General features: G+C 38.9%; 25 protein-coding genes. 22 read left to right on the top strand and 3 right to left on the bottom strand.

Going from position 1 to position 24,121, the window contains the following annotated elements; translation table 11 throughout:
* The first annotated feature begins 102 nt into the window (after positions 1–102).
* The 8 genes from polA (at position 103) to trxA (ending at position 8,409) form a co-directional block, all read left to right on the top strand.
* On the top strand, positions 103–2,718 hold the full coding sequence (gene polA / locus EO119_RS05980) for a DNA polymerase I (protein WP_126941018.1): 2,616 nt from the start codon (positions 103–105) through the stop codon (positions 2,716–2,718).
* A 79-nt stretch (positions 2,719–2,797) separates the two neighbouring features.
* The gene (gene coaE, locus EO119_RS05975) at positions 2,798–3,412 is read left to right on the top strand and encodes a dephospho-CoA kinase (protein ID WP_126941017.1); all 615 of its coding nucleotides are present in this window, start codon (positions 2,798–2,800) and stop codon (positions 3,410–3,412) included.
* Entirely contained in the window at positions 3,409–3,972 is a 564-nt protein-coding gene (locus tag EO119_RS05970) for a lytic transglycosylase domain-containing protein (RefSeq protein WP_062402504.1), read from the top strand. Before coaE ends, EO119_RS05970 begins: the two co-directional genes overlap by 4 nt.
* 11 nt (positions 3,973–3,983) lie before the next feature.
* Positions 3,984–4,628 (top strand): hypothetical protein, encoded by a 645-nt coding sequence (locus EO119_RS05965; protein WP_126941016.1) that lies wholly within the window; start codon positions 3,984–3,986, stop codon positions 4,626–4,628.
* 100 nt (positions 4,629–4,728) lie between these two features.
* On the top strand, positions 4,729–6,741 hold the full coding sequence (locus tag EO119_RS05960; RefSeq protein ID WP_126941015.1) for an ABC-F family ATP-binding cassette domain-containing protein: 2,013 nt from the start codon (positions 4,729–4,731) through the stop codon (positions 6,739–6,741).
* A 9-nt stretch (positions 6,742–6,750) separates the two neighbouring features.
* Entirely contained in the window at positions 6,751–7,677 is a 927-nt protein-coding gene (gene gluQRS, locus EO119_RS05955; RefSeq protein ID WP_126941014.1) for a tRNA glutamyl-Q(34) synthetase GluQRS, read from the top strand.
* 24 nt (positions 7,678–7,701) lie between these two features.
* Positions 7,702–8,073, top strand: coding sequence for a CoA-binding protein (locus EO119_RS05950; RefSeq protein WP_062402516.1), 372 nt, complete (start codon positions 7,702–7,704; stop codon positions 8,071–8,073).
* Between the two features lie 12 nt (positions 8,074–8,085).
* Positions 8,086–8,409: a thioredoxin gene (gene trxA / locus EO119_RS05945; RefSeq protein ID WP_009354160.1), complete on the top strand. Its 324-nt coding sequence runs from the start codon at positions 8,086–8,088 to the stop codon at positions 8,407–8,409.
* Positions 8,410–8,451: 42 nt separating this feature from the next.
* Here trxA and EO119_RS05940 read toward each other — a convergent pair whose 3' ends face one another.
* Together EO119_RS05940 and EO119_RS05935 are read right to left on the bottom strand one after the other, a co-directional pair.
* Positions 8,452–9,780, bottom strand: coding sequence for a threonine/serine exporter ThrE family protein (locus EO119_RS05940; RefSeq protein WP_062402519.1), 1,329 nt, complete (start codon positions 9,778–9,780; stop codon positions 8,452–8,454).
* Between the two features lies 1 nt (position 9,781).
* A complete protein-coding gene (locus EO119_RS05935; RefSeq protein WP_231723410.1) occupies positions 9,782–10,048 on the bottom strand; it encodes a DUF896 domain-containing protein in 267 nt (88 codons plus the stop codon).
* 151 nt (positions 10,049–10,199) lie between these two features.
* Here EO119_RS05935 and nth point away from each other — a divergent pair, with 151 nt between their 5' ends.
* The 14 genes from nth (at position 10,200) to bioA (ending at position 21,940) form a co-directional block, all read left to right on the top strand.
* Positions 10,200–10,835 carry an endonuclease III gene (gene nth / locus EO119_RS05930; protein WP_009354082.1) on the top strand — a complete coding sequence of 212 codons (636 nt, stop codon included), beginning with the start codon at positions 10,200–10,202 and terminating at the stop codon, positions 10,833–10,835.
* Position 10,836: 1 nt separating this feature from the next.
* Complete coding sequence (locus EO119_RS05925) at positions 10,837–12,339, top strand: hypothetical protein (RefSeq protein WP_126941013.1); 1,503 nt, start codon at positions 10,837–10,839, stop codon at positions 12,337–12,339.
* 2 nt (positions 12,340–12,341) lie between these two features.
* Positions 12,342–12,632 carry a YdbC family protein gene (locus EO119_RS05920; protein ID WP_009354108.1) on the top strand — a complete coding sequence of 97 codons (291 nt, stop codon included), beginning with the start codon at positions 12,342–12,344 and terminating at the stop codon, positions 12,630–12,632.
* Positions 12,633–12,718: 86 nt separating this feature from the next.
* A complete protein-coding gene (rpmE, locus tag EO119_RS05915; protein ID WP_009354094.1) occupies positions 12,719–12,916 on the top strand; it encodes a 50S ribosomal protein L31 in 198 nt (65 codons plus the stop codon).
* 72 nt (positions 12,917–12,988) lie between these two features.
* Positions 12,989–13,879: a DUF1385 domain-containing protein gene (locus EO119_RS05910; protein ID WP_126941012.1), complete on the top strand. Its 891-nt coding sequence runs from the start codon at positions 12,989–12,991 to the stop codon at positions 13,877–13,879.
* A 12-nt stretch (positions 13,880–13,891) separates the two neighbouring features.
* Positions 13,892–14,974, top strand: coding sequence for a peptide chain release factor 1 (prfA, locus tag EO119_RS05905; RefSeq protein WP_126941011.1), 1,083 nt, complete (start codon positions 13,892–13,894; stop codon positions 14,972–14,974).
* Entirely contained in the window at positions 14,967–15,917 is a 951-nt protein-coding gene (prmC, locus tag EO119_RS05900; protein WP_126941010.1) for a peptide chain release factor N(5)-glutamine methyltransferase, read from the top strand. Before prfA ends, prmC begins: the two co-directional genes overlap by 8 nt.
* A 33-nt stretch (positions 15,918–15,950) precedes the next feature.
* The gene (locus tag EO119_RS05895) at positions 15,951–17,045 is read left to right on the top strand and encodes an L-threonylcarbamoyladenylate synthase (RefSeq protein WP_126941009.1); all 1,095 of its coding nucleotides are present in this window, start codon (positions 15,951–15,953) and stop codon (positions 17,043–17,045) included.
* Positions 17,046–17,063: 18 nt separating this feature from the next.
* Entirely contained in the window at positions 17,064–17,507 is a 444-nt protein-coding gene (locus EO119_RS05890; RefSeq protein ID WP_126941008.1) for a low molecular weight protein arginine phosphatase, read from the top strand.
* A 38-nt stretch (positions 17,508–17,545) separates the two neighbouring features.
* Positions 17,546–17,983: a ribose 5-phosphate isomerase B gene (rpiB, locus tag EO119_RS05885; RefSeq protein ID WP_009354095.1), complete on the top strand. Its 438-nt coding sequence runs from the start codon at positions 17,546–17,548 to the stop codon at positions 17,981–17,983.
* A gap of 171 nt (positions 17,984–18,154) precedes the next feature.
* On the top strand, positions 18,155–18,916 hold the full coding sequence (gene surE, locus EO119_RS05880; protein ID WP_126941007.1) for a 5'/3'-nucleotidase SurE: 762 nt from the start codon (positions 18,155–18,157) through the stop codon (positions 18,914–18,916).
* Between the two features lie 264 nt (positions 18,917–19,180).
* Positions 19,181–19,747 carry a biotin transporter BioY gene (locus EO119_RS05875; RefSeq protein ID WP_126941006.1) on the top strand — a complete coding sequence of 189 codons (567 nt, stop codon included), beginning with the start codon at positions 19,181–19,183 and terminating at the stop codon, positions 19,745–19,747.
* A gap of 108 nt (positions 19,748–19,855) precedes the next feature.
* Positions 19,856–20,560, top strand: a complete 705-nt coding sequence (gene bioD, locus EO119_RS05870) for a dethiobiotin synthase (protein WP_126941005.1) — start codon at positions 19,856–19,858, stop codon at positions 20,558–20,560.
* 33 nt (positions 20,561–20,593) lie between these two features.
* Positions 20,594–21,940 (top strand): adenosylmethionine--8-amino-7-oxononanoate transaminase, encoded by a 1,347-nt coding sequence (gene bioA, locus EO119_RS05865; protein WP_126941004.1) that lies wholly within the window; start codon positions 20,594–20,596, stop codon positions 21,938–21,940.
* 288 nt (positions 21,941–22,228) lie between these two features.
* Here bioA and EO119_RS05860 read toward each other — a convergent pair whose 3' ends face one another.
* On the bottom strand, positions 22,229–23,956 hold the full coding sequence (locus EO119_RS05860) for an NFACT family protein (RefSeq protein ID WP_126941003.1): 1,728 nt from the start codon (positions 23,954–23,956) through the stop codon (positions 22,229–22,231).
* Positions 23,957–24,121 lie beyond the last annotated feature (165 nt).

The following is a 24,121-nucleotide window of genomic DNA, read 5'->3' as shown; positions in this document are numbered from 1 at the left end:
AGCAAGGGTTCATACAGGAATAACCTATATTTTCATCACTCATGAGAGCAGGAAATATGATATAATTAAGGATACATAAATCTATTAATAGGAGATGTTTATATGAAAAAATTAATGGTTATAGATGGCAGTAGTTTATTATATCGTGCATTTTTTGCGCTTCCACCACTGCAAAATGCTCTAGGAGTTCCTACTAATGCGGTGTATGGATTCTTAACAATGCTTACAAAACTGTATGAGGAAATCAATCCAGATTATATCGCAGTTGCCTTTGATAAAGGTAAACAAACATTCCGTATGGATATTTACGAAGACTATAAAGGAACTCGTCAAAGTGCACCAGATGAATTGCGCCCACAATTTAGCTTGATCCGTGAAGTCTTAGAATCCTTAGGTATCATTGTCATTGAAGAAGAAGGATTTGAAGGCGATGATATCATTGGCTCGTTGAGTAAAAAATGGGGCTCGTCAGACCTTGCTGTTCATATCATTACTGGCGATAGAGACAACCTGCAACTAGTCGATGAGTATACCAGTGTGTTTTTAACGAAAAAAGGCATCACTGATATGCTTCATGTGACTATGGCTAATATGGAAGAACTGTATGGGTATGGACCTCAAATGGTTATTGAAATGAAATCTCTTATGGGAGATTCTTCAGATAATATTCCAGGTGTGCCTGGTGTTGGTGAAAAAACAGCCCTTAAACTATTGAATCAATATGGTACTCTAGAAGGTGTATATGAGCATATTGAGGAACAAAAGGGAAAACTGAAAGAACGATTAGTAGACAATAAAGACTTAGCGTTCATTTCGCATCAACTAGCTACCATCAAAACAGATATGGATATGCCTTATGAACTAGAGCAATTTGTTCCTACTGTACATCGTGGTGAAGTGACACCTTTATTTGAAAAGTTAGGTTTTCACGCAGTAACACCAAGATTACTAAAGGCTATGGGTGTGGCAGAAGAAGGGACTTTATTCGATCAATTCTTAGCTCCACCAGCGGAAGAAATTGAATTAACTCATGTCACAGAAGTACCACGAGAATTTTACGAAGATAAAGTGATTAGCCTTGTCTTGAAAGAAGCGGGAACACATCCATTTAGGACGATAGAAGCCTTATATCTATATAATGGGGATACCCAATTAGTTGTGAATGGATTTGTAGATGTAGGGCATTTAGAAACAGTCTTTCAAGGGGCTAAGGAACTGGTTACAGATAATGCAAAATTGTTATTTGAAGTGTTAGGTACTGAAACAACAGGTCGTATTTCAATTTTGAAAGAAGAAACTGTTCATATCAAAGATCTTACATTAATGGCGTATTTACTTGATCCTACACGAGCAAACTATGGTATGACCTATTTATGCGAACGTTTTGGACAACCTTCCATTCCTGCTACGGAAAATGAAACAGAGTGGGCTCTACAAGCACAAGCTTTATACCATATGCACGAGAAGGCTACGGAAGAGATGGAAGTAGCAGGTGTGTGGGACTTATATCGAGATATTGAATTGCCATTATTACGTACTCTATGTGTACTAGAAAAAAATGGTATTTACATGGATGTAGACCAATTACACACTACATTGGAACGCTTCAAAGTAGAGGTTAGTGAACTACAAGAAAAGATATTTACATTGGCTGGAGAAACTTTCAACATTAATTCGCCAAAACAATTAGGTGTTATCTTGTTTGAAAAATTACAATTGCCAGTGATTAAGAAAACAAAAACTGGTTATTCTACGGATGCTGAAGTCCTAGACATGCTCAGAAATGACCATGAAATTGTAGAACAAATTTTGGCCTATCGTTCAGTAGTAAAATTGGTATCTACCTACTTAGAAAGGTTTGAAGGACTTGTAAATCCTCATACTAATCGGATTCATACTTCTTTTAATCAAATGGTAACAGCTACTGGTCGTTTAAGTAGTTCCGATCCGAATTTGCAAAATATTCCTGTACGCAGTGAAAAAGGCCGAGAAATTCGAGCTTTATTTAAACCTCATGATGGATATGATATGTTCATTAGTGCCGATTATTCTCAGATAGAATTACGTATTTTGGCGCACTTGTCAGAGGATCCTGCCTTAATTCAAGCATTCCAAAATGGTGAAGATATTCACCGTTTTACAGCAGCAGAAGTATTAGGTAAATCCTTAGAAGAAGTAACGCCACTAGAACGTTCCCATGCAAAAGCTATCAACTTCGGTATTATTTATGGTATTAGTGACTTTGGCTTGTCTCGTGACTTAGGTATTACGAGAGCAGAAGCAAAAGAATATATTGAGTTATATTTCAGTCGTTATCCACAAATTAAAGGGTACATGGACCGCATGGTGCAAGAAGCCCATGAAACTGGATCTGTACGCACTATGTTTGGCCGTGTTCGCCCATTGCCTGATATTAATAGCCGTAACTTTAATCGTCGTTCCTTTGCAGAGCGTACAGCTATGAATACGCCAATTCAAGGGACAGCGGCAGACATTATTAAGTTAGCCATGAACCAAGTAGAACAAGCGCTAGAAGAGCAAGGCTTACAATCTCGTATTTTATTACAGGTACATGATGAACTAGTGCTAGAAGTAGTAGAATCGGAACAAGAGCAAGTAGAAACTCTGTTGCGTAATTGTATGGAACAAGTAGTGACATTACGAGTGCCATTGCAGGTAGATGTGCACAGTGCACAGAACTGGGCAGATGTAAAATAGTAGGCTTTTACAATTTTTATGGAATAGCTTGTGTATAATAATAGTTGAGTATGACTAGAATCAAATGTGGGGTGTAAATATGTATAAAATCGGACTCACAGGAGGCATTGCTTCTGGTAAAAGTACAGTGTTACGATGGTTACAAAAAAAAGGTGTTCCCTATATTGATGCAGATGTAGTGGCTAGAGAAGTAGTAGAGCCGGGGACACCAGGTTTGCAGGAATTGGTAGAGGCCTTTGGACCTAATACAGTGCTAGAAGATGGTACGTTACATCGTGCCTATATTGGTAGCCTAGTATTTTCTGATCCAGAAGCCTTGGAGACCATAAATTCTATACTGCAACCCCATATTAGACATCGTATACAAGAATTGACAGAAGAATGGGAAGCAAAAGGAAAGCAGGCTATTATCTATGATATACCATTGATGTTTGAAACAGATTGGTATGCACGTATGGATGAAATTTGGTTGGTCTATGTGAATCCTGCTACTCAGTTAGAACGGCTGATGAAACGCAATAGTTATTCTGAACAAGAAGCATTAGATAGAATCCACAGCCAAATGAGTTTAGATGAAAAGCGTGCATTGAGCACAGTAGTTATTGATAATTCAGGGACTATGAAACAGTTAGAAAAACAATTACGAAAATTGTGGAAAACAGCGAAAATTCACTTTCAGAAGGAGGAACTATGAGGGTATCCACAGCATTTGCTTGGCTAATCGTTGTTCTTACGGCCTACTATGTGCAATATGGACAACCCTATTTAGCTAGACAGTATGCGTATCCGTTGGTATATGAAAGCGCGGTAATGAAAAATGCATCTACTTACCATGTAAGACCATCTATGGTTGCGGCTGTTATCTATACGGAAAGTAAATTTGATACGAATGCAAAATCTTTACCAGGGGCTATTGGATTGATGCAGTTAATGCCAGAAACAGCGCACTGGATTGGAGAACAATTAAATCAGTCTAGCCTATCTGACCAAGATATTAAGGAACCGAACACGAATATACAATTAGGGACTTGGTATTTATCATATTTATTAGAAGAATTTAAAGGTAACGAAATCTTAGCCTTAGCAGCGTACAATGCAGGACGTGGTCATGTGGAGGAATGGATGCAGACCTATGGCTGGGATGATAATTTTGATGATATAGACAAAATACCATTTCCAGAAACAAAAGATTACGTGAAACGCGTGATAGCGCATGAATCACAGTATCAAGCATTATATAGTCAACTACGATAAGGAAAGAGTCCATGGATACAATCATAAAAGAATGTGAAACCCTCGATTTATCATGGTTAGAATCCACTATTGGAGACTTTCACTTAGTGGTGGAACAAAAAGCCTTATCATCTACTGTATATAGTATCTTTTATTATACAAATGATAGAAATTGGCGTTGGTCAGCTCTCTATGATACGGAAGTAGGGGATTATATGGTACGTATTACAATACCTTTAGTAGAGTTTGTAGACATTGCTTTTATACGTGAGTCTTTAACCCCATTTATGGAGAACCTAAAGGCCAACTATAAAGCATCTATGATGACACGATTTATGGCGCCACAAGAAGGATTTGTGTACGAATACAAGAAAAAAGGTATACATCAGTGGAATTATACAGAGGCATTGCCACAAACAATCGCAGAATATCATTTAGATGTGACTCCTCATACTGCATTAGACATGATTAATGGTTCCTATATTATTGGCACCTATATCAAAGATAATGAGGAAACAGGAGTCGTCTTATTTTATAATACATTCCGCGATGAATTTTTTGGTGAAACTAGACAACAAGGCTATCCAGGAATTACACATGACTTGGACGCAACTACGATAGATAAATTTGAACAAGCTTTGACGAATCATTTACAAGAAGTATTACTTAGTTTATAAACTACCTATACTATTTACTAAGATAAATGGTATATTTTTTAGATACTATGTATTGGTAATACTTTTGTATAAGGAATAAAAATAGGATAGGGGAAGTATTTTGGAACAGATCCGAATAGAAAAACTAGGGAAATCCTTTGGGATACGAGAAATTTTCTCTAATGTATCTTTTACCATACGACAAGGAGAACGTCTCGCTTTAGTTGGCCCGAATGGGGCAGGTAAATCGACGTTGATGAAATGCATACTAGGCATAGAAGAACATGATGCGGGGATCATTGTGAAAGACAGTAGTATCACTATAGGCTATTTACAGCAAGATGTAAATTTAGGTGATGCTAGTTTAGAAGAAGAAATTCAAACGGCTTGGGCTGATGTACAGCACTTAGAATCCCAGTTAGAAGCGTTAACGACAGAATTAGAAAATCGAGATGCCACAGAACAGGACTTGCGTCGTTTATCCTATTTACAAGAGCGATTAGAATGGCTTGGTGGCTATGATTATGAAAAACAAAGCCAACGTATTGCTTATGGGTTAGGATTTAGTGACGAAGATTTAAAGAAGAAAGCCAGTGAATTTTCTGGGGGACAAAAAACGCGTATTAACTTGGCGAAAGCCTTGGTGCGTCGTCCTGATTTTTTATTTCTTGATGAGCCTACTAACCATCTAGATATGCCAATGTTAGAGTGGTTAGAGGGATATTTAAAATCCTATAAAGGTGGCATTGTCATCATCAGTCATGACCGATATTTCTTAGATCAAGTGGCGACAGAAGTGGTAGAATTATCTCATCATAAAGTGCATACCTATAAAGGTAATTATAGCCAGTTCTTGAAACAACGAGAGCAGCAACGAGTGGCGTATCAACGTGCGTATGAAAAGCAACAGGAACACATTCGTAAAACGGAAGAATATATTGACAAATATCGAGCAGGCATAAAATCTAAAATGGCTCGTGGTCGTCAATCACAGTTAGATAGACTAGAAAGATTAGAGGCACCAGACCAAGATAGAGAGTTTGCTTTTACCTTTCCTAAGGCAGAAATGAGTGCAGACAGAGTGTTGATGGTGGAAGATGTGTCCATTGGATATGATGTAGAACATCCAGTGGCTACACATATTACAACGACCTTACGTCGAGGAGATGTGGTAGGCTTAATTGGTGCGAATGGAGCTGGAAAATCGACTTTTGTAAAAACAATTATGGGGGAACTTAATACACTGGATGGATCGATTACAACTGGAAATCGTGTACAGACAGGATATTTCTCGCAAGAACATGAAGAATTACACCCTAGTTGGTCTGTGTTACAAGAGATCATGGCTCCTTATGATATGTCAGAAGAATCTGCTCGTAGCGTATTAGGTGCCTTTCGATTTAGAGGTGATGATGTATTCAAGTTAATAGGAGATTTATCTGGTGGAGAACGTGCTAGGGTAGCTTTATTACAGTTATTTTTAGAAGGCCGTAACTTCTTAATCCTTGACGAACCGACAAATCATTTAGACATCCCTACACGAGAAACAGTGGAGCAAGCCTTACAACAGTTTGAGGGCACATTGCTCATTATTTCCCATGACAGATATTTGTTGGATGCTGTGGCAAAACGCATTGTGGTCTTAGATAATGGTGGCATTGAAGAGTTTCATGGCAATTATTCGTATTATAAAGAAAAAATGTTGGAACGATCAGTGTTAGCAGCCCAACGATTAGAAGTTGAGCAGATGAAACGCAACAATATGTCCAGCAATACAGCAGGAAAGGCCGACAATGCTGGAGGTACAGCAGTGAGTACTGATTCTAATGGTGAGATACATAAAGGTATATCTGAGGCTGCTATAACAGAGGAACAAGATACTAGCTATTCAGAAGCAGTGACAGCCCCTAAAAAGAAAACGAATTCTTTTATGCTGGAAAAGGAATTAGCCAAAGTAGAATCAGATATTGCAAGGTATGAGGCGACAGTTAAAATGTATACGGTACAGCTACAGGACCCATCTATACAAGGAGATATATCAGAATATGAACGATTGTCTCAAGAGTTAGCCAATACAACATCACAGTTAGAGGCTCTCTATGAGAGGTGGGAACACCTTAGCGAAGAGGCCTAGGAGGTTTCTATGAAAGGTCGTTTTGCACCCAGTCCTACAGGCCATATGCATGTAGGGAATTTGTGGGTAGCATTTTTGTCCTATTGGTCTGCACGGCATCAAGATGGTGAATATATAGTGCGCATAGAAGATGTAGATACACAACGGTCTAAACCAATCTATGCAGAACATATACTAGAAGATTTATCTTGGCTTGGTTTTACTTGGGACGAAGCACCTACGTATCAATCCGAACGTTTGGATATATACGAGAGATATTTACAAGAATTACATAGCCAAAAACGGTTATATCCGTGTTATTGTAATCGAGCGCGCTTACAGGAAATCAGTAGCGCTCCTCATCAAGGTGAAGCCAATCATGTGTACGATGGATATTGTTTAACCCATGAGCCGACTATAGGTGAAAGACCACCTTCTTGGCGATTTCATATGGAGAATATAAAAGGATCCTTTCTGGACATATATCGAGGCACGATAGATTATGAAATCCAATCTTGTAATGATGATATCGTGTTAAAGCGATGGGATGGAATGATTGCCTATCATTTGGCGGTGGTCATTGATGATTATGAAATGGGTGTCACAGAAGTAGTTCGTGGTAATGATTTACTGCCTGTGACGGGTCATCAAATTGCGCTGGCCCAAGCCTTGGGGTTTCCTTCTTTGCAATATGGTCATGCCCCTATGCTAGTGGATGCAGAAGGGTATCGTCTGTCTAAACGGCAACAAAGTATAACCATACGTGATCTGCAGAACCAAGGGGCTACACCAGAGAGATTGTGGGCATGGTTTGCATTAGAAACAGGATTACTCACAAAGGGGGACTTACCTCTTAGCGGTCACATAGGGCTTTCAGAACTATTGGAGATTACAATTCCAAAGAAACTATTAAAACAAGATACAATTAAATTGACAAATTTCGATATTATGGTATGATAGTACAGTAACGAGGTGATACGTATGTCAATGGAAACAGCGATCCAAGAAAAAACGTGGGCCGTTTTAGGTGCCACAACAAGAACCGATAAGTTCGGATATAAGATTTTCAAACATCTTGTCAATAAAGGATATACAGTGTATCCAGTGAATCCTAATATTACATCTATCGATGGCGTACAATGCTATCCAAGCTTGCATGAGTTGCCAGTAGTACCTACTGTAGTCGACTTTGTTGTGCCAGAAAAAGTTGGTTTAGAAGCTCTAGATAGTTGTAAAGAGTTAGGGGTTAAGACCGTTTGGCTACAACCAGGTGCGGATAAACCGGCAGTAGTGAAAAAGGCAACTGAATTAGGTCTTGAAGTGATTCAAGACTGTGTATTGATTCAAATTTAATAGGAGGCTTATATGAGCGCAATTATTGATGTAACATCTGCAAATTTTAAAGAAGTAGTAGCAACAAATGATAAAGTAACTGTTGTAGATTTCTGGGCACCATGGTGTGGATACTGTGTTCGCATGATGCCAGTATATGATGAATTGGCAGCTGCCTTAGGCGACAAAGTGACATTAACAAAAGTAAACACTGATGAACAACCTGAATTGGCACAATTCTTCAAAATTGAAATTCTTCCTACTTTTGCTATCTTCAAAAATGGTGAAATCGTAGATCGCAAAATCGGTTTCATTCCATTAGAAGAATTAAAAGCAGCTGTAGAAGCTCATCTATAATACACAAAAAGGACTGATATCTTTGAGATATCAGTCCTTTTCTTATGTATACCGTTTATCTAATAAACTTTCTAGTTTTTTCTCTTTTCTAGCATCTAATATTTTACCAGCTAGAATAGAAGGAATAGCAACGCCCACACCGATGGATATGATGATTAGGATGGCAGTGACTCCACTTTGAATGGCTTCGACTAAGGTTGCAGATGTGAGAGAATTAATATGTAACATGGCATATAAAAATCGATAGATAAATACGCCAGGTACAAGAGGAATCGCTGATGGAATCGCTAATACTTTAGAGGATGTATGGGAATAACGAGCTGCTTTCAGAGAAAATAAACTGACCATAGCAGCAGCGATGAAAGTAGCGCCAAACACAGAAAATCCTAAGTATAATATGAGCGTATTTTTTACTAAAATAGCAATGAGGCCACCAATACCTATGAGTGGGAGTAGACGCTTTGGAGTATAAAACATGACAGCATAGCCTGCAGCACCCACAACGGCAGCACCTAATAAAACAATGGAAATGCTGTCTGGAACAATACTTAAATGGGTGAAATCATAAGAATGATTGAAGTATTGAGCCATGCTAATCCCTACAGTCATACTGCCCACAATGAGTAACGTATGTACAGATCGAGATATTCCTGCCAAAATGTAGTTGTTTAGCAAATCATCGACTGTATTAATGAGAGGAATGCCAGGAACCATAAACAATGTGCAAGCAATCATAGCATAGATGACATCGGCAGAGTCAAAAATACATCCGGATAGAAAGGCTAATCCAGAAGATACCGCAGCAGCACAGGCGATACTGATATACCCATTAATTTGAAAACGTTTTAATATCAATTGTATAATAAATCCAAGGAGAGCGCAGAATGTTGTAATCCATGCAGAGATAATAGTACCCCCAAATAAGATAGGAAAAGCACCACAGGCAAATCCTGCAAAGATGGCAGATGTGGCATCCGAATGGGGAGGATCTTTTTTAGCAATCTCTTCGAGTTTTTGGGAAAATTCATCAAGAGTATACTCATTACGTAATGCAGTCCAAGTTAAGACACTAATGGCGGAAATAATATCCATATTAGCACCTAAATATTGGACATTTCTAAAGGATGTAAAGCAATCTTCTGGACTATGAATATTAATTAAAATATTAGAGTAGGCAATATGGATATGAAGATGATCTGCTGGAATTCCCATATATGCGGCTGCGCGACGCATATCTCGAACAATTTGGTTCGCATTGGCTCCATTTTCAGATAATAAACAGCCCATACGAAGTAGAATTTTTACCTTTTTTCTGATTTCCACAAAGGGTTCTTCTAAAATGCGCAAATCCTTTTCTGTGTATTGAGACATATTAATACTTCTTCCGTAAGTGTTTTATGTCTAAATCTACATCCACTTCCACAGTATCTGCTTCAGGTTCAGCATCTACAAACTCAATAGATTCCAAATGTTGTACCACTTGGGCACGGATAAAACCTAAATACACTTCATATAAATCTTTCTTTTCTGCTAATTCTTCTTCTGTTAAAGTTTGACCAGATTTTTTTTTCGCTGCCAATGCATTAATGCGTGTTAATGCTTCTTCCATGGTCATTTCTTTTTTTTCTTGTTCAGTCATAGATAATCTCCTTATTTGTTAGTAGACTTTCTTTATGGTATGATACTTTATATACTTGGTTAGATGAAAGTATCTAATCGATGATATTCATTGTAGATTTATATTATAACACAATTTATATAGTTTTTTCATCTTAGAGGAGAAGGCTCCGATGCGAATCACAAAAGCCATCAAGGCAGAGCAAATACGAATATTGGGAGAAGTCTACCATGATGCAAAACCGGCACTAGAATTTACTACGCCTTTTGAATTACTAGTAGCAGTTGCATTATCTGCACAATGTACTGACGAACGAGTCAACATTGTAACAAAACGACTCTTTCCGAAATATAGCGATCCTAAAGACATGTATGAATTAGGTATACCTGGATTAGAGGCGCTCATTAAAGATTGCGGGTTATATCGTTCTAAAGCTAAACATATTCATGAAACATGCAAAATTTTAGTGGAACAACACAATAGTGAAGTGCCCCGAGATTTTGATACCTTAGTCACATTGCCAGGGGTTGGTCGTAAAACAGCCAATGTATTAGTATCCATACTATTTGATACACCAGCCATTGCGGTAGACACGCATGTGTTCCGTGTATCCAATCGCTTAGGTATTGCTAAGGGTAAAACACCAGACGAAGTAGAAAAGAAACTGAAAAAAGCAATTCCTATGGAACACTGGAGTGCCGCACATCATTGGATGATCTGGCACGGTCGAAAAATTTGTAAAGCACGAAAACCATTATGTGACGAATGTCCTTTATATGATGTATGCCAATCGGCAGGGAAGGTATAGTATGACAGAACAAATGAGACATCTCATAGAAACTTTTACAAAAGTAGGTGTTACAGGTCCTGCTATCGTACAGGAAATAGCAAGATTCCGTGTATTAGATCAAATCATCACCCAAAGCGGTGAAGTCCGTGAGTGGGGGATTACGCCGAAAGAATTGTTTGAGCTTGCTCAAACATCCACAGTAGATATGTTTGGACCCTTGCCATATGATGAAGCAGGCTTTAAGGACATTTACGGCATTTCCTTTAGCGTAGAATTAATGGATTTCATCAGTGCTACTGGCTATTATGAAGGTGTGTCCGCAGGTCGTCAATGGACTGTACCGTTCAAAGAAGTTATCGACTTCCACAAGAATACAGAAGGTATAATTCTTTTTGCCTATTTTGAGGAATATGCAGCCATTGCAGAAGAAATAATGCAAACCCTTCCCACAGATCGTTTGCTGTTTTATACAGCCTCTGAAAGCTGCTATGACCTATTCCGTAGTCTATATCCATTAGCACCAGTGATCAATGAATGGCCAGAAGATGTTATCTTTGACCACATTGTAGCAGCTACATCTGGCATGTTCACAGCACCAGTAACGACGATGGAAGAAATGGCGGCTCGTGTGAATAATGTAAGCGAAAAAGGCACTGTACGTTACTTCATTCCAGTGTCTGCCGTACAAGATCAGTTGAATATGAATCGAGTAGCCTTACAGTTCATGATTCTTCAAAATCATTTAGAAGTCGTTCGAGAATGGGCCCCATTGCAAACCTATGAATTCCGCTATGGCTTAGGACCTGTGAAAAAAGTAGATTTATCCATTTGTGAAATCGTTGAAGATGGGTATAAGCAAACCAACTTCATTCCATTGCCTCACGAAGTTTTGGCATCTATGGAAACATTTAGTTTGGCTCACTATGGACTTTCACTATATGGTGTACAAGTAAGTATGAATCCAAAACATCCAACCATGGGTGAAGATGGATATATGCATGGAGACTATCGTATTCCAACATACATGCAACGCATGTTTGAAGCTTTGGAGGGATATTATTTACAAGTATCTATGAAAGGCATCGATGTGTCTGTTACATTGGAGCAAAAGAGTGGCATTCCTTTAGGGGCATCCCCAGAGAATGAAGCCGTACAGTATGCGATGGAACAATCTGTTTTACAAGATAATACAGTAGAATATCGTTGGTATTTTAACCATCCAAGTGCACCATTCTTATGGTATACGTATTTCAATAGTGAAGAAGGAAAACGAGTAGTACGTACATTAGCGTCCATGGTAACTACCACACCAGCCTTATTACAATTAATGGGTAGTTGCCGTCGTCAAGTGGTGAAAGAAGAGGCGTTAGCTACATTTGCCATATCTTTCAAAACCTCATTAGAACAATATGAAACAGAAAAAGCGCAAGCTGAAACAAACTGGGGCAAAGCATTAGCCACACTAGCTAGTGAGGTTGTACCAGTGCCAACAGAAACGAATACAGAAGCAGAGGAGGGCTAATCATGGCTGTGGTGAATTATTCAATTTATAAAGTACTAGGTACACTTTCAGAAAATAAAGATGGCATGAAAAAGCAATTAACATGCACAAGCTGGGGACGTTACAATCCTAAATTCGATATCCGTGCTTGGGATGAAGATTACTCACAAATGACAAAAGGTGTCACCTTAACATTAGAAGAAATTTTAGAACTAAAAGAAATCTTAAACTCTGTAGATTTAGAAGAAGCTTTAGAAGAAGCAAAACAAGAACGAGCAGAGGCTAAAAAATTAGAAGCAGAAAAATCTGAATAAGTCATAGTCCCTAGTATTGCATAGAGTATAGCATTCGTGATATAATCTATAGGAAAAGTTTAGACGTTGAAAAGAGGTGTATATACATGAAAGAAGGAATTCATCCTAATTATGCGGAAGCAACTGTAACTTGCGGTTGTGGAAACACATTCAAAACTGGTTCTGTTAAAGGTGATCTTCGCGTGGACGTTTGCTCCAACTGCCATCCATTCTTCACAGGCCAACAACGTGCGGCTAAAGCTCGTGGTCGTATCGAACAATTTAACAAACGTTACGGAAAATAATTACGTAAATAACCTATACAAATTAATTGGCAGAGCTAAGGCTCTGCCTATATTTGTTTTACAGGAGACCCTATGACTCAGGAACGAGTAAAAAAATATGTAGGTGGACAAGCCGTCATTGAAGGGGTTATGATGCGTGGTCCTAAGATTATGGCCACAGCTTGTCGAAAACCAGATGGAACCATCACGGTTAAAGAAGAACCTACGAAATCTATCCAAGACAAGTATCCCGTATTAAAGTTGCCATTTCTGCGTGGAGTAGTAGCTTTATTTGAATCCTTAGTGATTGGTATGAAAGCCTTATCCTTTTCGGCACAGGCCTCTGGAGAAGAAGAGGAAGAGGTATCCAACAAAGAAATTGCCATCACTATGGCTGTATCTGTACTCATTGCAGCAGCATTATTTATCGCCTTACCGACATGGTTGGCAAAATTTATGCCAGGTGCAGGCACAGATCATATGATATTGAATTTATATGAAGGAATTATTCGTTTAATCCTTTTTTTATTATATATTTTTGCTATTGGACTCACTCCAGATATTAAGCGTGTCTTTCAGTATCATGGAGCAGAGCATAAAACGATACACACCTATGAAAATGATATGGAATTAACCGTGGAAAATGTGCGAAATCATTCTAGATTACATGCACGGTGCGGTACTAATTTCTTATTATTCGTCATGGTAGTGAGTATTGTTGTATTCGCATTTCTAGGTTGGCCTAATTTATTGGAACGTATAGTATCTAGATTAGCCTTGATGCCAGTGGTGGCTGGAATTTCCTATGAATTGATTCGCCTAGCTGGACGGACACAGCATCCACTCATGAAAGCTATCATTGCTCCTGGTTTGGCCCTACAATATATGACTACGAGAGAGCCAGAGGATGACCAAATTGAAGTGGCCATTCGTGCCTTACAATCTGTGCGACCTAGTGAAGAAGATGCTTACGAAGAAAATTAGAAAGGAGTCACCGTGTTAGTAGATAAACTGCAAGTGATTGAAGATAAATTTTTAGACTTGGAACAGCGCATTTCTGACCCAGATGTGATTGCTCGCCAAGAAGAATGGCGTAAACTGACTCGCCAACATGCGTCATTGACGGATACAGTGAACACATTCCGTCAATATAAACAAGTCTTAGCCGGCATTGAAGAAGCGTTAGAAGTATTAGGTGATAAAAGCCTAGATGAAGACTTCCGTGCTATGGCACAAGAAGAATTGAATGAATTAAAAATTCGTCGAGATGAATTAGAGGCAGAATTACATATTTTGCTATTACCAAAAGATCCGAACGATGATAAAAATATTATCGTTGAAATTCGTGGTGGTGCCGGTGGTGATGAAGCAGCTTTGTTCGCAGGAGATTTATTCCGCATGTTTACAAAGTACGCAGAAACACAAGGCTGGAGATGTACCATCATCGATGCGAACGAGCCTGAATTAGGGGGCTTCAAAGAGGTCGTATTCTCCATCGAAGGCGACAGTGTATATTCTAAGTTAAAATTTGAAAGTGGCGTACACCGTGTGCAACGTGTTCCAGATACAGAATCTTCTGGACGTATCCATACGTCTACTGTAACGGTAGCGGTATTACCAGAAGCAGAAGATATCGACATCGAAATCAATGAAAAAGATTTGGAAATCGATACATACCGTGCATCTGGTGCAGGTGGACAGCACATTAATAAAACGGAGTCAGCTGTCCGTATTACACACAAACCATCTGGTATTGTGGTAGCTTGTCAGGATGAGCGTTCTCAGCTCAAAAACCGTGAAAAAGCAATGCGCGTATTGCGTGCTAAATTACAAGATAAAGCAGAGCAAGAAGCGACGTCCGCTATGGCAGCAGACCGTAAAAGCCAAGTGGGTACAGGGGATCGCTCCGAGCGTATTCGTACGTACAACTATCCACAAGGTCGTGTGACAGACCATCGTATTAACTTAACTTTATACAAATTAAATGCTGTATTAAATGGGGATATGGATGAATTAATCCAAGCTTTAATCACAGCAGAACAAGCCGCTAAAATGCAAGAGGCAAATCAACATGGATAATGAGTTATGGACAATTAGTCGCATGCTCCAATGGACAGAGCAGTATTTTCGCTCCAAAGGCATAGAATCAAGCCGCTTGGATGGGGAAGTACTGCTTTCTCATAGTTTGGGATGTGACCGCATGTATTTATATGTCAATTTTGACCGTCCGTTGGACAAGGCTGAATTAGATGCCTATCGACCTCTAGTGGTACAGCGTGCGAAGGGGTATAGCGTAGCAGCCATTACAGGGCATAAAGAATTTATGGGGTTAGACTTTCATGTGAACGAGCATGTATTGATTCCCCGTCCTGATACGGAAACATTAATTGAGGATATACTAGCTCTTTATGATGTGGATGCATCGCCACGCGTTTTAGACTTATGTACAGGTCCCGGTACCATTTTATTAAGTCTATTGCATTATTTGCCCAATGCCACTGGTGTAGGTGTAGATATTTCCAACAAAGCATTAGCAGTAGCTGAGGAGAATCGCGTATCCTTAGAATTAGCCGATGTTTCAAGGTTCTGTGAAAGTGATATAAAGCAACTATTAGAACAGGTGAAAGTAGGCAAAGGTACTGAATATAGTGCGGTATTGGATGCTTGTAAGTCTCTATTTGATGAGCAACAAACATTCTTAGAAGGTATATTTGATGTGCTTGTATCAAACCCACCATATATTACTACCGCAGAGATGAACACATTATCTCAAGAAGTATTACATGAACCTCATATTGCCCTTCATGGAGGAACTACAGGATTAGAGTTTTATATTCCTATCATTCGTGAAGGTTGGCGTTTTGTGAAAGACGGTGGATACCTTGTCATCGAAATTGGACAAGGTCAAGAAGACGCTGTATCAAAGCTAGCCGTAGAAACAGGATGCTATGGAGAACCAGTGTATCAACATGATATAGCTGGTATTATTCGTGAAGTGCGTTGGAAGATACAACGTAAATAGTGATATAATAGTGCATAGGAAAGGAGGTACGATATGGAAACATTAGATCATATTGAGACACAGTTATTAACTGCAAATGATATGGAGTTAGCGGGCACTTTGCTTCGTGTAGGCGATTTAGTAGCTATACCTACGGAGACGGTTTACGGCTTAGGAGCTAATGGACTGGCAGCAGATGCGATGGATCGCATTTATGCTGCAAAGGGGCGACCTTCTGATAATCCTTTAATTTTACATGTATGTGATCAGTCTATGGTACACCGTTTAGTTAAACATATCTCTCCTTTAGAACAAAGATTAATGGATACCTTTTGGCCAGGTCCTTTGACGATTACCTTTGAAAAGTCTGCGCTAGTGCCAGAGCGTGCGACCGGTGGACTTTCACGGGTGGCATTACGATGCCCAGACCATGAGGTGTGTCGTGAGATGATACGTATTGCGGGTGTGCCTATTGCAGCACCTAGTGCCAATCTCTCAGGTCGACCAAGTCCGACAACTGCGGAGGCAGTTCTACATGATATGAAAGGTCGTATTCATGCGATAGTGGATGCAGGTCCCTGTGAAATTGGAGTGGAATCTACAGTAGTACAAGTAGAAGATAATACTGTCATTATCTTGCGTCCCGGTGGTGTCACAAAAGAGATGCTAGAAATGGTAACTGACCATGTGGTATATGATACGGCATTGCATGATCCTACAGAGGCGCCCAAAGCGCCAGGTATGAAATATCGCCATTATGCACCAGACATGCCGGTACAAGTACTAGTGGGACAGTCATTAACAGTAGCGGAACATATGAAAGACATCATAGATAAGATGGTTCAGCAAGAAGCTGTTCTACAAGAAGATTGCAAGGAAACGCTGAGAATTGGGTTATTACTTTCAGAGGAAACTTTGGAAAATTTAAATACAGTACTTCCCAATTTTACACTTTCAGTAGATATCATTGTATATGGTGAACAAGCAGAGCCTATGGCATTGGCCAACCGTTTATATGATAGTTTATTACAGTTCAACGACATGGGTGTGGATACATTACTTGTGGAAGGCTGTGCTCCGGTAGGACTTGGTGTGGCCGTTATGAATCGCTTAGAGAAGGCTAGTGGTGGTCATGTACAATTTGTGTAAATGATAGTAGAGGTAATTATGAATTTATTATTTGTTTGTACAGGAAATACCTGTCGTAGTCCTATGGGAGAAGGAATTGCCCGTGCTGTAGGGCGTGAGCTTGGTATAGAGGTAGTGACTTTGTCCACAGGATTATTTTGTGTTCCTGGAGCTAAGGTGAGCGACGAAGCTGTGGAGGCAGTTCGTGATTTAGTAGGCGAAGATATTAGCGAACACAGCTCTCGCCCATTAAAAGTAGATTTTGTGAAAGCCGCAGATTATGTATTGGCAATGACAGAAGATCATAAAAAAATATTACTTCGCCAATTTCCTTTCGATAGTAAAAAAATTATGACCCTTGCTGAATTTGGTGGCGAAGTTGGGGACGTAGAAGACCCATTTGGACAATCTCAAGAAATATATACTAAAACAGCGGAACAGATTGTACGTCATATACGAAAAGGGATTGAATTACATAAGTAATTAAAAGGTGAACGACGTTTTAAATAAAGGAGGACAAAATGAAAGTAGCAGTTGGTTGTGATCATGGTGGATTTCATTTAAAAGAGGCTATTAAAGGCTTACTAGAGAAACAAGGCATTGAGTACAAAGATTTTGGTACGTACTCCACAGATTCCATGGATTATCCAGATGTGGCAAAACCATTGGCAGAAGCAGTAGCAGCTGGTGAATTTGATCGTGGTATTTTGACATGTGGTACAGGTATCGGTATCGGTATTGCAGCGAATAAAGTAAAAGGGGTTCGTGCGGCGTTATGTCATGATACATTCTCTGCTCACGCTAGTCGCGAACATAACAATGCTAATGTACTAACTATGGGTGAACGTGTTATCGGTCAAGGTTTGGCATTAGAAATCGTGGACATTTGGTTGCATACTGAGTTTGAAGGCGGTCGGCATGCAAAACGTGTGGATAAAATCTCCGCTATTGAAGAATAATAGAATAGTATAATATCGAACAAAGTAACGGCTGGTCCTAAAAATGGGCTAGCCGTTTTTATGTTCGATATAATTTTAAAATAAATATATTCGGAATCTTACAAATATAGAAATATTAGTCAATTTACTATACAATAGTATATGTACTATTACTATTAGATAGGAGAAACTATGCATATTTTATTAACAAATGACGACGGCTTATGGGCCCCAGGTATACAAGGTTTAGCACAGGAGTTAGCAAAGCACCATCGGGTAACAATGGTAGCACCTAAGGTGGAGCAAAGTGCTAAATCTAGTGCGTTAACGGTGCAGGTACCGATTCGAGCAAAAGAGATGAGTGAAGAGGGTGACAACCCAAGAATGCTCTTTGTGGAGGGCACGCCAGTAGACTGCGTGAAGTTTTCTTTATCTTATTTATTAAAAAATGATCGTCCTGATTTAGTTGTATCTGGTATCAACCATGGATTTAATCTGGGGTCTGATGCAGTGTATTCAGGTACTGTAGGTGCCGCATTAGAGGGATTGATGTACGGCATTCCATCCTTGGCTTTATCCCTTGAGAAATATACCGTCAAACGTATGGAGGAAATATTGCCTTTTATTACTGACTTTATCAGAGTTATATACGAAAAAGGAAAATATGAAGGGTTGTTAAATGTCAATTTCCTAAAAGAAGGCCCTGTTGGCTGGGAGCAAGTGAAAGTATTCCATCAAGGCTTTCAAGAGTATACGAATGTCATTGATGTGCGCCAAGATGCTAAGGGTAGAGAGTACTATTGGATTGTAGGCGACCAAGGATTTCATAAGGAAGATAAACCAACCGATGTGGGACATATCAAAGAAGGATACATATCTGTGGTGCCTTTGACGTGGAAACAAGAAGATACGGTTCAAATTCCTGTGGTGGAACAGTTAATTGCAAATAAATAGCGTGCAGTCATTAAAGCTTTACACCCCGTGGAGGGAGTATTAACTTTTGGATATATTTATTATAGTATAGTTATAAATCTTTGATGTATCTAATAATATACAAACGATCTATCTATCATGATATATGATAGGATAGGTCGTTTCTTTTTATTGTAAACTCCTAGTAATTATATTGGAGTTGACAATAAAAAGCAATAGTGTTTTAATACTACTTGAAAGACATTTTTTATCATCTTATGTTGTGGCTCAAGGGAGGGTCCTATCATGAAAGAAGAAACAAATGTAACAGGAGCGATGAGTGCAAGACAAATTACGATGACCGCATTATTTGTGGCTTTGGTAGCAGTAGGGGCATTTATTAAGATTCCTATTCCTAATTTACCATTTACCTTGCAATTGCTCTTTACCACATTAGCTGGTTTAATCTTGGGAAGTCGATTAGGCGGTATGAGTGTGGCGATGTACATCATTCTTGGTCTTGTAGGGGTGCCGATATTTACTGAAGGTGGTGGATTTATGTACATCTTCAAACCTACCTTTGGCTATCTATTAGGCTTTGCTATTGGTGCTTTTATGGCGGGTCGTATGATAGAAAAAGCAACAGTTGTGACTTTCAAAACATTGCTAACCGCTTCATTTGTGAATTTAGCTATAGTATATGCCTTAGGCATGGTCTACTTATATGAAATCATGGATCTATACTTAGCAAAACCAATTGGACTAGATGTATTATTTATCTACTGTTTTGCATTGCCAGTGATTCCAGATATTTTCCTTTGTATCTTGGCAGCAGTGATTGCAAAACGATTACTTCCGATTTTAAAACGATAGTATACATAACAGATGTGACATAAGGTGCATATACACGTTGGTATGCACCTTATGTTGATATTTGTAAAAGTCACATAGATGATGAATAATGTAGGAAAGGATAAAATCATGACAACAAATCAAAGCCCAAAAGGCCTTTATATATTAGGTACAGGAACAGATGTAGGTAAAACATATATCACTGCTTTATGGCTCAAAAAACTTCGTGAAGCAGGCCATGATGTAGCCTATTACAAAGCAGCTGTCAGCGGTGCTCCTAGCATTTCTGAAAGCGATGCAGGCTATGTAAAACAAGTGGCAGGACTTTCACAGGAGGATGAAAGTTTACTATCTTATGTATTTGATGAGGCCGTATCTCCCCATTTAGCGGCTCGTCATGAAGGAAAAGTTATCGATAGAACCATAGTGAACCAAAATTTCTGTAACGTCGCTAGATCACATACCTATACAACCGTAGAAGGTAGTGGTGGAATTATTTGTCCTCTATATGTGACAGATACAGAGCTATATATGCTAGAAGATGTAGTAAAAGATTTAGGCTTGCCAACCATTGTGGTTGCTACAGCAGCATTAGGAACAATTAATAGTACTGTATTGACAATCCATTATTTGCAATCCAAAGGTATTACTGTAAAAGGTATCATTGTGAATCAATACACAGGAAACCCAATGGAAGAAGATAATTGTGTGATGATGGAACGATTGATGGGAATTCCTGTCTTAGATCGAATAAGACCAGGTGAAACATCCTTGCATATGGATGTGGACACTATGTTAAATTGTTACGAGGATGTTGTGAATCCCCATGCATAATTAGATAATTATAAGAGAGGTATAGGTATACACATGAAAGATTGGGCAAAAAAGGATTTAGAGTTAATTTGGCATCCATGTTCTCAAATGAAAGATTATGAAACATTGCCACCCATTGTAATTGACCATGCAAAAGGTTGCTATTTATATGATGTAGATGGAAAAGAATACATAGATATCATTAGTTCTTGGTGGTGTAATTTATTGGGCCATTGCCATCCAAAGATCAATGAGGCGGTTAAAAATCAATTAGATACATTGGAACATGTTATCTTTGCTAACTTTAGTCATCGTTCGGCTATCACTTTGGCTGAACGATTGAAAGAAGTAGTGCCAGAAGGGTTAACAAGGTTTCACTTTAGTGATAATGGGTCTGGTGCTGTAGAATGTGCCTTGAAAATGGCGTTCCAATACCACTATCAAACAGGTCACCCAGAGCGTCAAAAATTTTTATGCCTCAGTGAGAGCTACCATGGTGAAACCATTGGTGCTTTATCGGTAGGTAGTATGGATTTGTTTGCTGAAATTTATAAGCCAATGTTGATGGATCAAACTGTTCACACACAAGGACCAGACTGTTATCGTTGTGCTTATGATAAAACTCGTGAAACTTGTTCCTGTGAATGTTTTGAGCATATGGAAAAAGACTTTGCAGAACATGGATCTACCTTGGCAGCAGTAATCGTCGAACCATTGATTCAAGGGTGTGCAGGTATGAAAATGTATCCGCCAGAATACCTACGTAAACTACGTGAGCTGTGCGACCGTTATGGAGTGTTACTGATTGCTGATGAAATTGCCACAGGATTTGGTCGTACAGGCAAGTTATTTGCCTTTGACCATGCAGGAGTTTCTCCAGATATTATGACTGTCTCCAAAGCATTGACTGGTGGCTATATGCCGATGTCAATTACAGTAGTAGCTGAAAAAATTTATCAGGCCTTCTACGATGATTACCATACGATGAAAGCATTCATGCATAGTCATACCTATAGTGGTAACCCATTGGGCTGTGCCGCAGCATTGGCAGTACTAGATACATTGCGAGATGAACATATTTTAGAACAAGCTGAGGAAATGGGTAACTATTTACATGATGCCTTACTGAAAGCCTTAGGTAATCACCCCAATGTAGGAGAAATCCGTCGTATGGGATTAATAAATGCCATCGAACTTGTTACCAATAAAGAAGCAAAAGAAGGATTTGATGGCTCCTTGCGCATGGGCTATCAAATCTACAAAAAAGCATTAGATAGAGGATTACTACTTAGACCATTGGGGAATGTCATTTACTTTAATCCCCCTTTAACCATAGATAAAGAGACCATCGATATTGCTATCGAACGAACAGTACAAGCTATGGCAGATGTATTGGGATAAGTGTAAATCATTAAATATAACTCGTTAAACTATCATCTTTGTGCTACAATTTGGGTAATATCTAACCCCCTAAAATATTTTTTAGATTATATAGATGGAAAAGAACCTGAATATAGTTTGATGTACGAGAGTGATAGTGAAGTTCATACGATATGAATTACAATAATAAAAAGGCTGTAAGCAAACGATATGAATGCTTACAGCCTTTGCTATATTTTGATTATGTTGTTAAAATCATTGGTTACCATTAGATTACAAAGGAATATTCTAACTTGTACTTAAGATAAACTAGTGATTTTCTGTATACCCCTCAGGTGCTTTCGGTTCTACCACAATGTCGTTGTGGGTATTAAATATGACATATCCCAAAGGAGATCCAGGTGGCTTTTTAATGTGCTTCACTAAGGTGTAGTCCACGGTTACTTTAGATGTATCTTTTCCTTTGCTAAAGTACGCAGCGATTTGCGCAGCGGCTTCAATCATTTTAATATCTGGTTCTATATCTGAACGTAAGATAACATGAGATCCTTGAATATGCTGTGTATGTAACCATAGGTCATTAGGTTTAGCCCAACGGTTGGTAAGGTACTCATTTTGCTGGTTGTTTTGCCCTACATATACGTCACCATTAAGAATGGTAAAATGCAAGAAATTGTCTTTTTTAATCTTGAAAGGAATCGGCTTTTTAGATTGACGCAAGATGCCTGCACTTTCACATTCACTGCGAATTTCTTGAACAGACTGTTTGGTCGTGGCCAAAGATAAACTGTATTGAATGGATTCCAAATAAGAAAGGCGCATGGTGCTTTGCTCTAGTTGGTATTGACCATTTTTTGTACGATTTTTCATCTTACGATATAGTTTATAATAGGCCTGCGCATTTTCTGTAATGGATAATGGGGGATCCAATGGGATTGTAATATCTTCAGCCGAGTCAGATAATACATTTTGTACTGTCACTTCCGATTCATAGTGGTGGGGCAAGTAGCTATAAATCATGAGCAAATCCCCATAGGATTTATACATATCCGCTTTGGATGTGTCGTCTAGTTCAGCTTTTATTTTTTCGTGACGACCTTCCTCTTTTTTGATAGCGGCGGAGATAATTTTTTCTAACTCTTTTCCTGCTGTATGAATAGCTCCTAGCTTTGCCACATCCTGTGAAAGGGCCTCAGAAATTGTTGGATACTGGGTAGTATCAACAATGGTGTGGGGAGAACTTTCACAGAGTGGAATAGGCGTTAACAAACGTCTACCAGTAGCCGTGGTGTATTGCAATAATCCTTGTGCCCTAAGAAGTTGGGATTGCAAATTAGTAAGTCCTTCGGTGATGCTATTGATGAGCTCCGCTGTCATCGGTGTCGTAGGAGTTAGCCCCATACGATAACATAGATCATCTAATAGGACAGGACCAAAGCCATTGAAGATATGACGAATGGTATTGCCCACTGTGTCTTGTGAAAAAGATTGGAGTAATTGTGTTATCTCCGGACCGGAGAACTGCATAAGATCCACACGAGATGTATTAGGAGGTAGCTCGTAAGGTAATTTAGGAGCTACTGACCGAACACGATTCATAAGTGGTGTGACATGAACAAGGGATTCTAAAATGGTGCCATCTTGCACAAATATACAGTTGGAATATTTGCCCATTAGTTCTACATAGATTTCATTTACAAGGATGGAACCATCTAAGCCTAATTTGTCGGCGGTGATGCGGATGATACGGTCTCCGTGTAGTTGCTCAATATTTGTGATACGAGCTCCTTCAATGTATTTCCGTAAATACATTATAAGAGATGTGGGCTCCTTGGGAGCATCTACAATCTTGTCTGTTATATAGATGGATGGAGCACTGCCTACAGTAATCACTAAGTATGGACTTGTGGTAGGTGTATTGATTTTTAAAAGTATACTTGTTTTATCAATCTGCTGAATACGTTGAATTTGACCATTACCAACTTGGTCATTTAGTTCTCGGATTAATACAGATAATGTTAAACCATCTAAATTCATGGAAATCCTTTCGTTATAGGTGTATAGTACTATTATATTTGAAAGTGTAAAATATTCTTGAAATTACACTTCTTTTCTATACAAATGGAATAGGTAATTTGTATAAATTTACGAAAAATAATTGATATTACATGGTACCTTACTAAGGATACCATATTCTTATAC

It is taken from the genome of Veillonella sp. CNR 79/14, from assembly GCF_003992185.1.
Lineage (GTDB): Bacteria > Bacillota > Negativicutes > Veillonellales > Veillonellaceae > F0422.
Note: the sequence above shows the minus strand (reverse complement) of the source record. Positions and strands in the feature narration are given on the sequence as shown.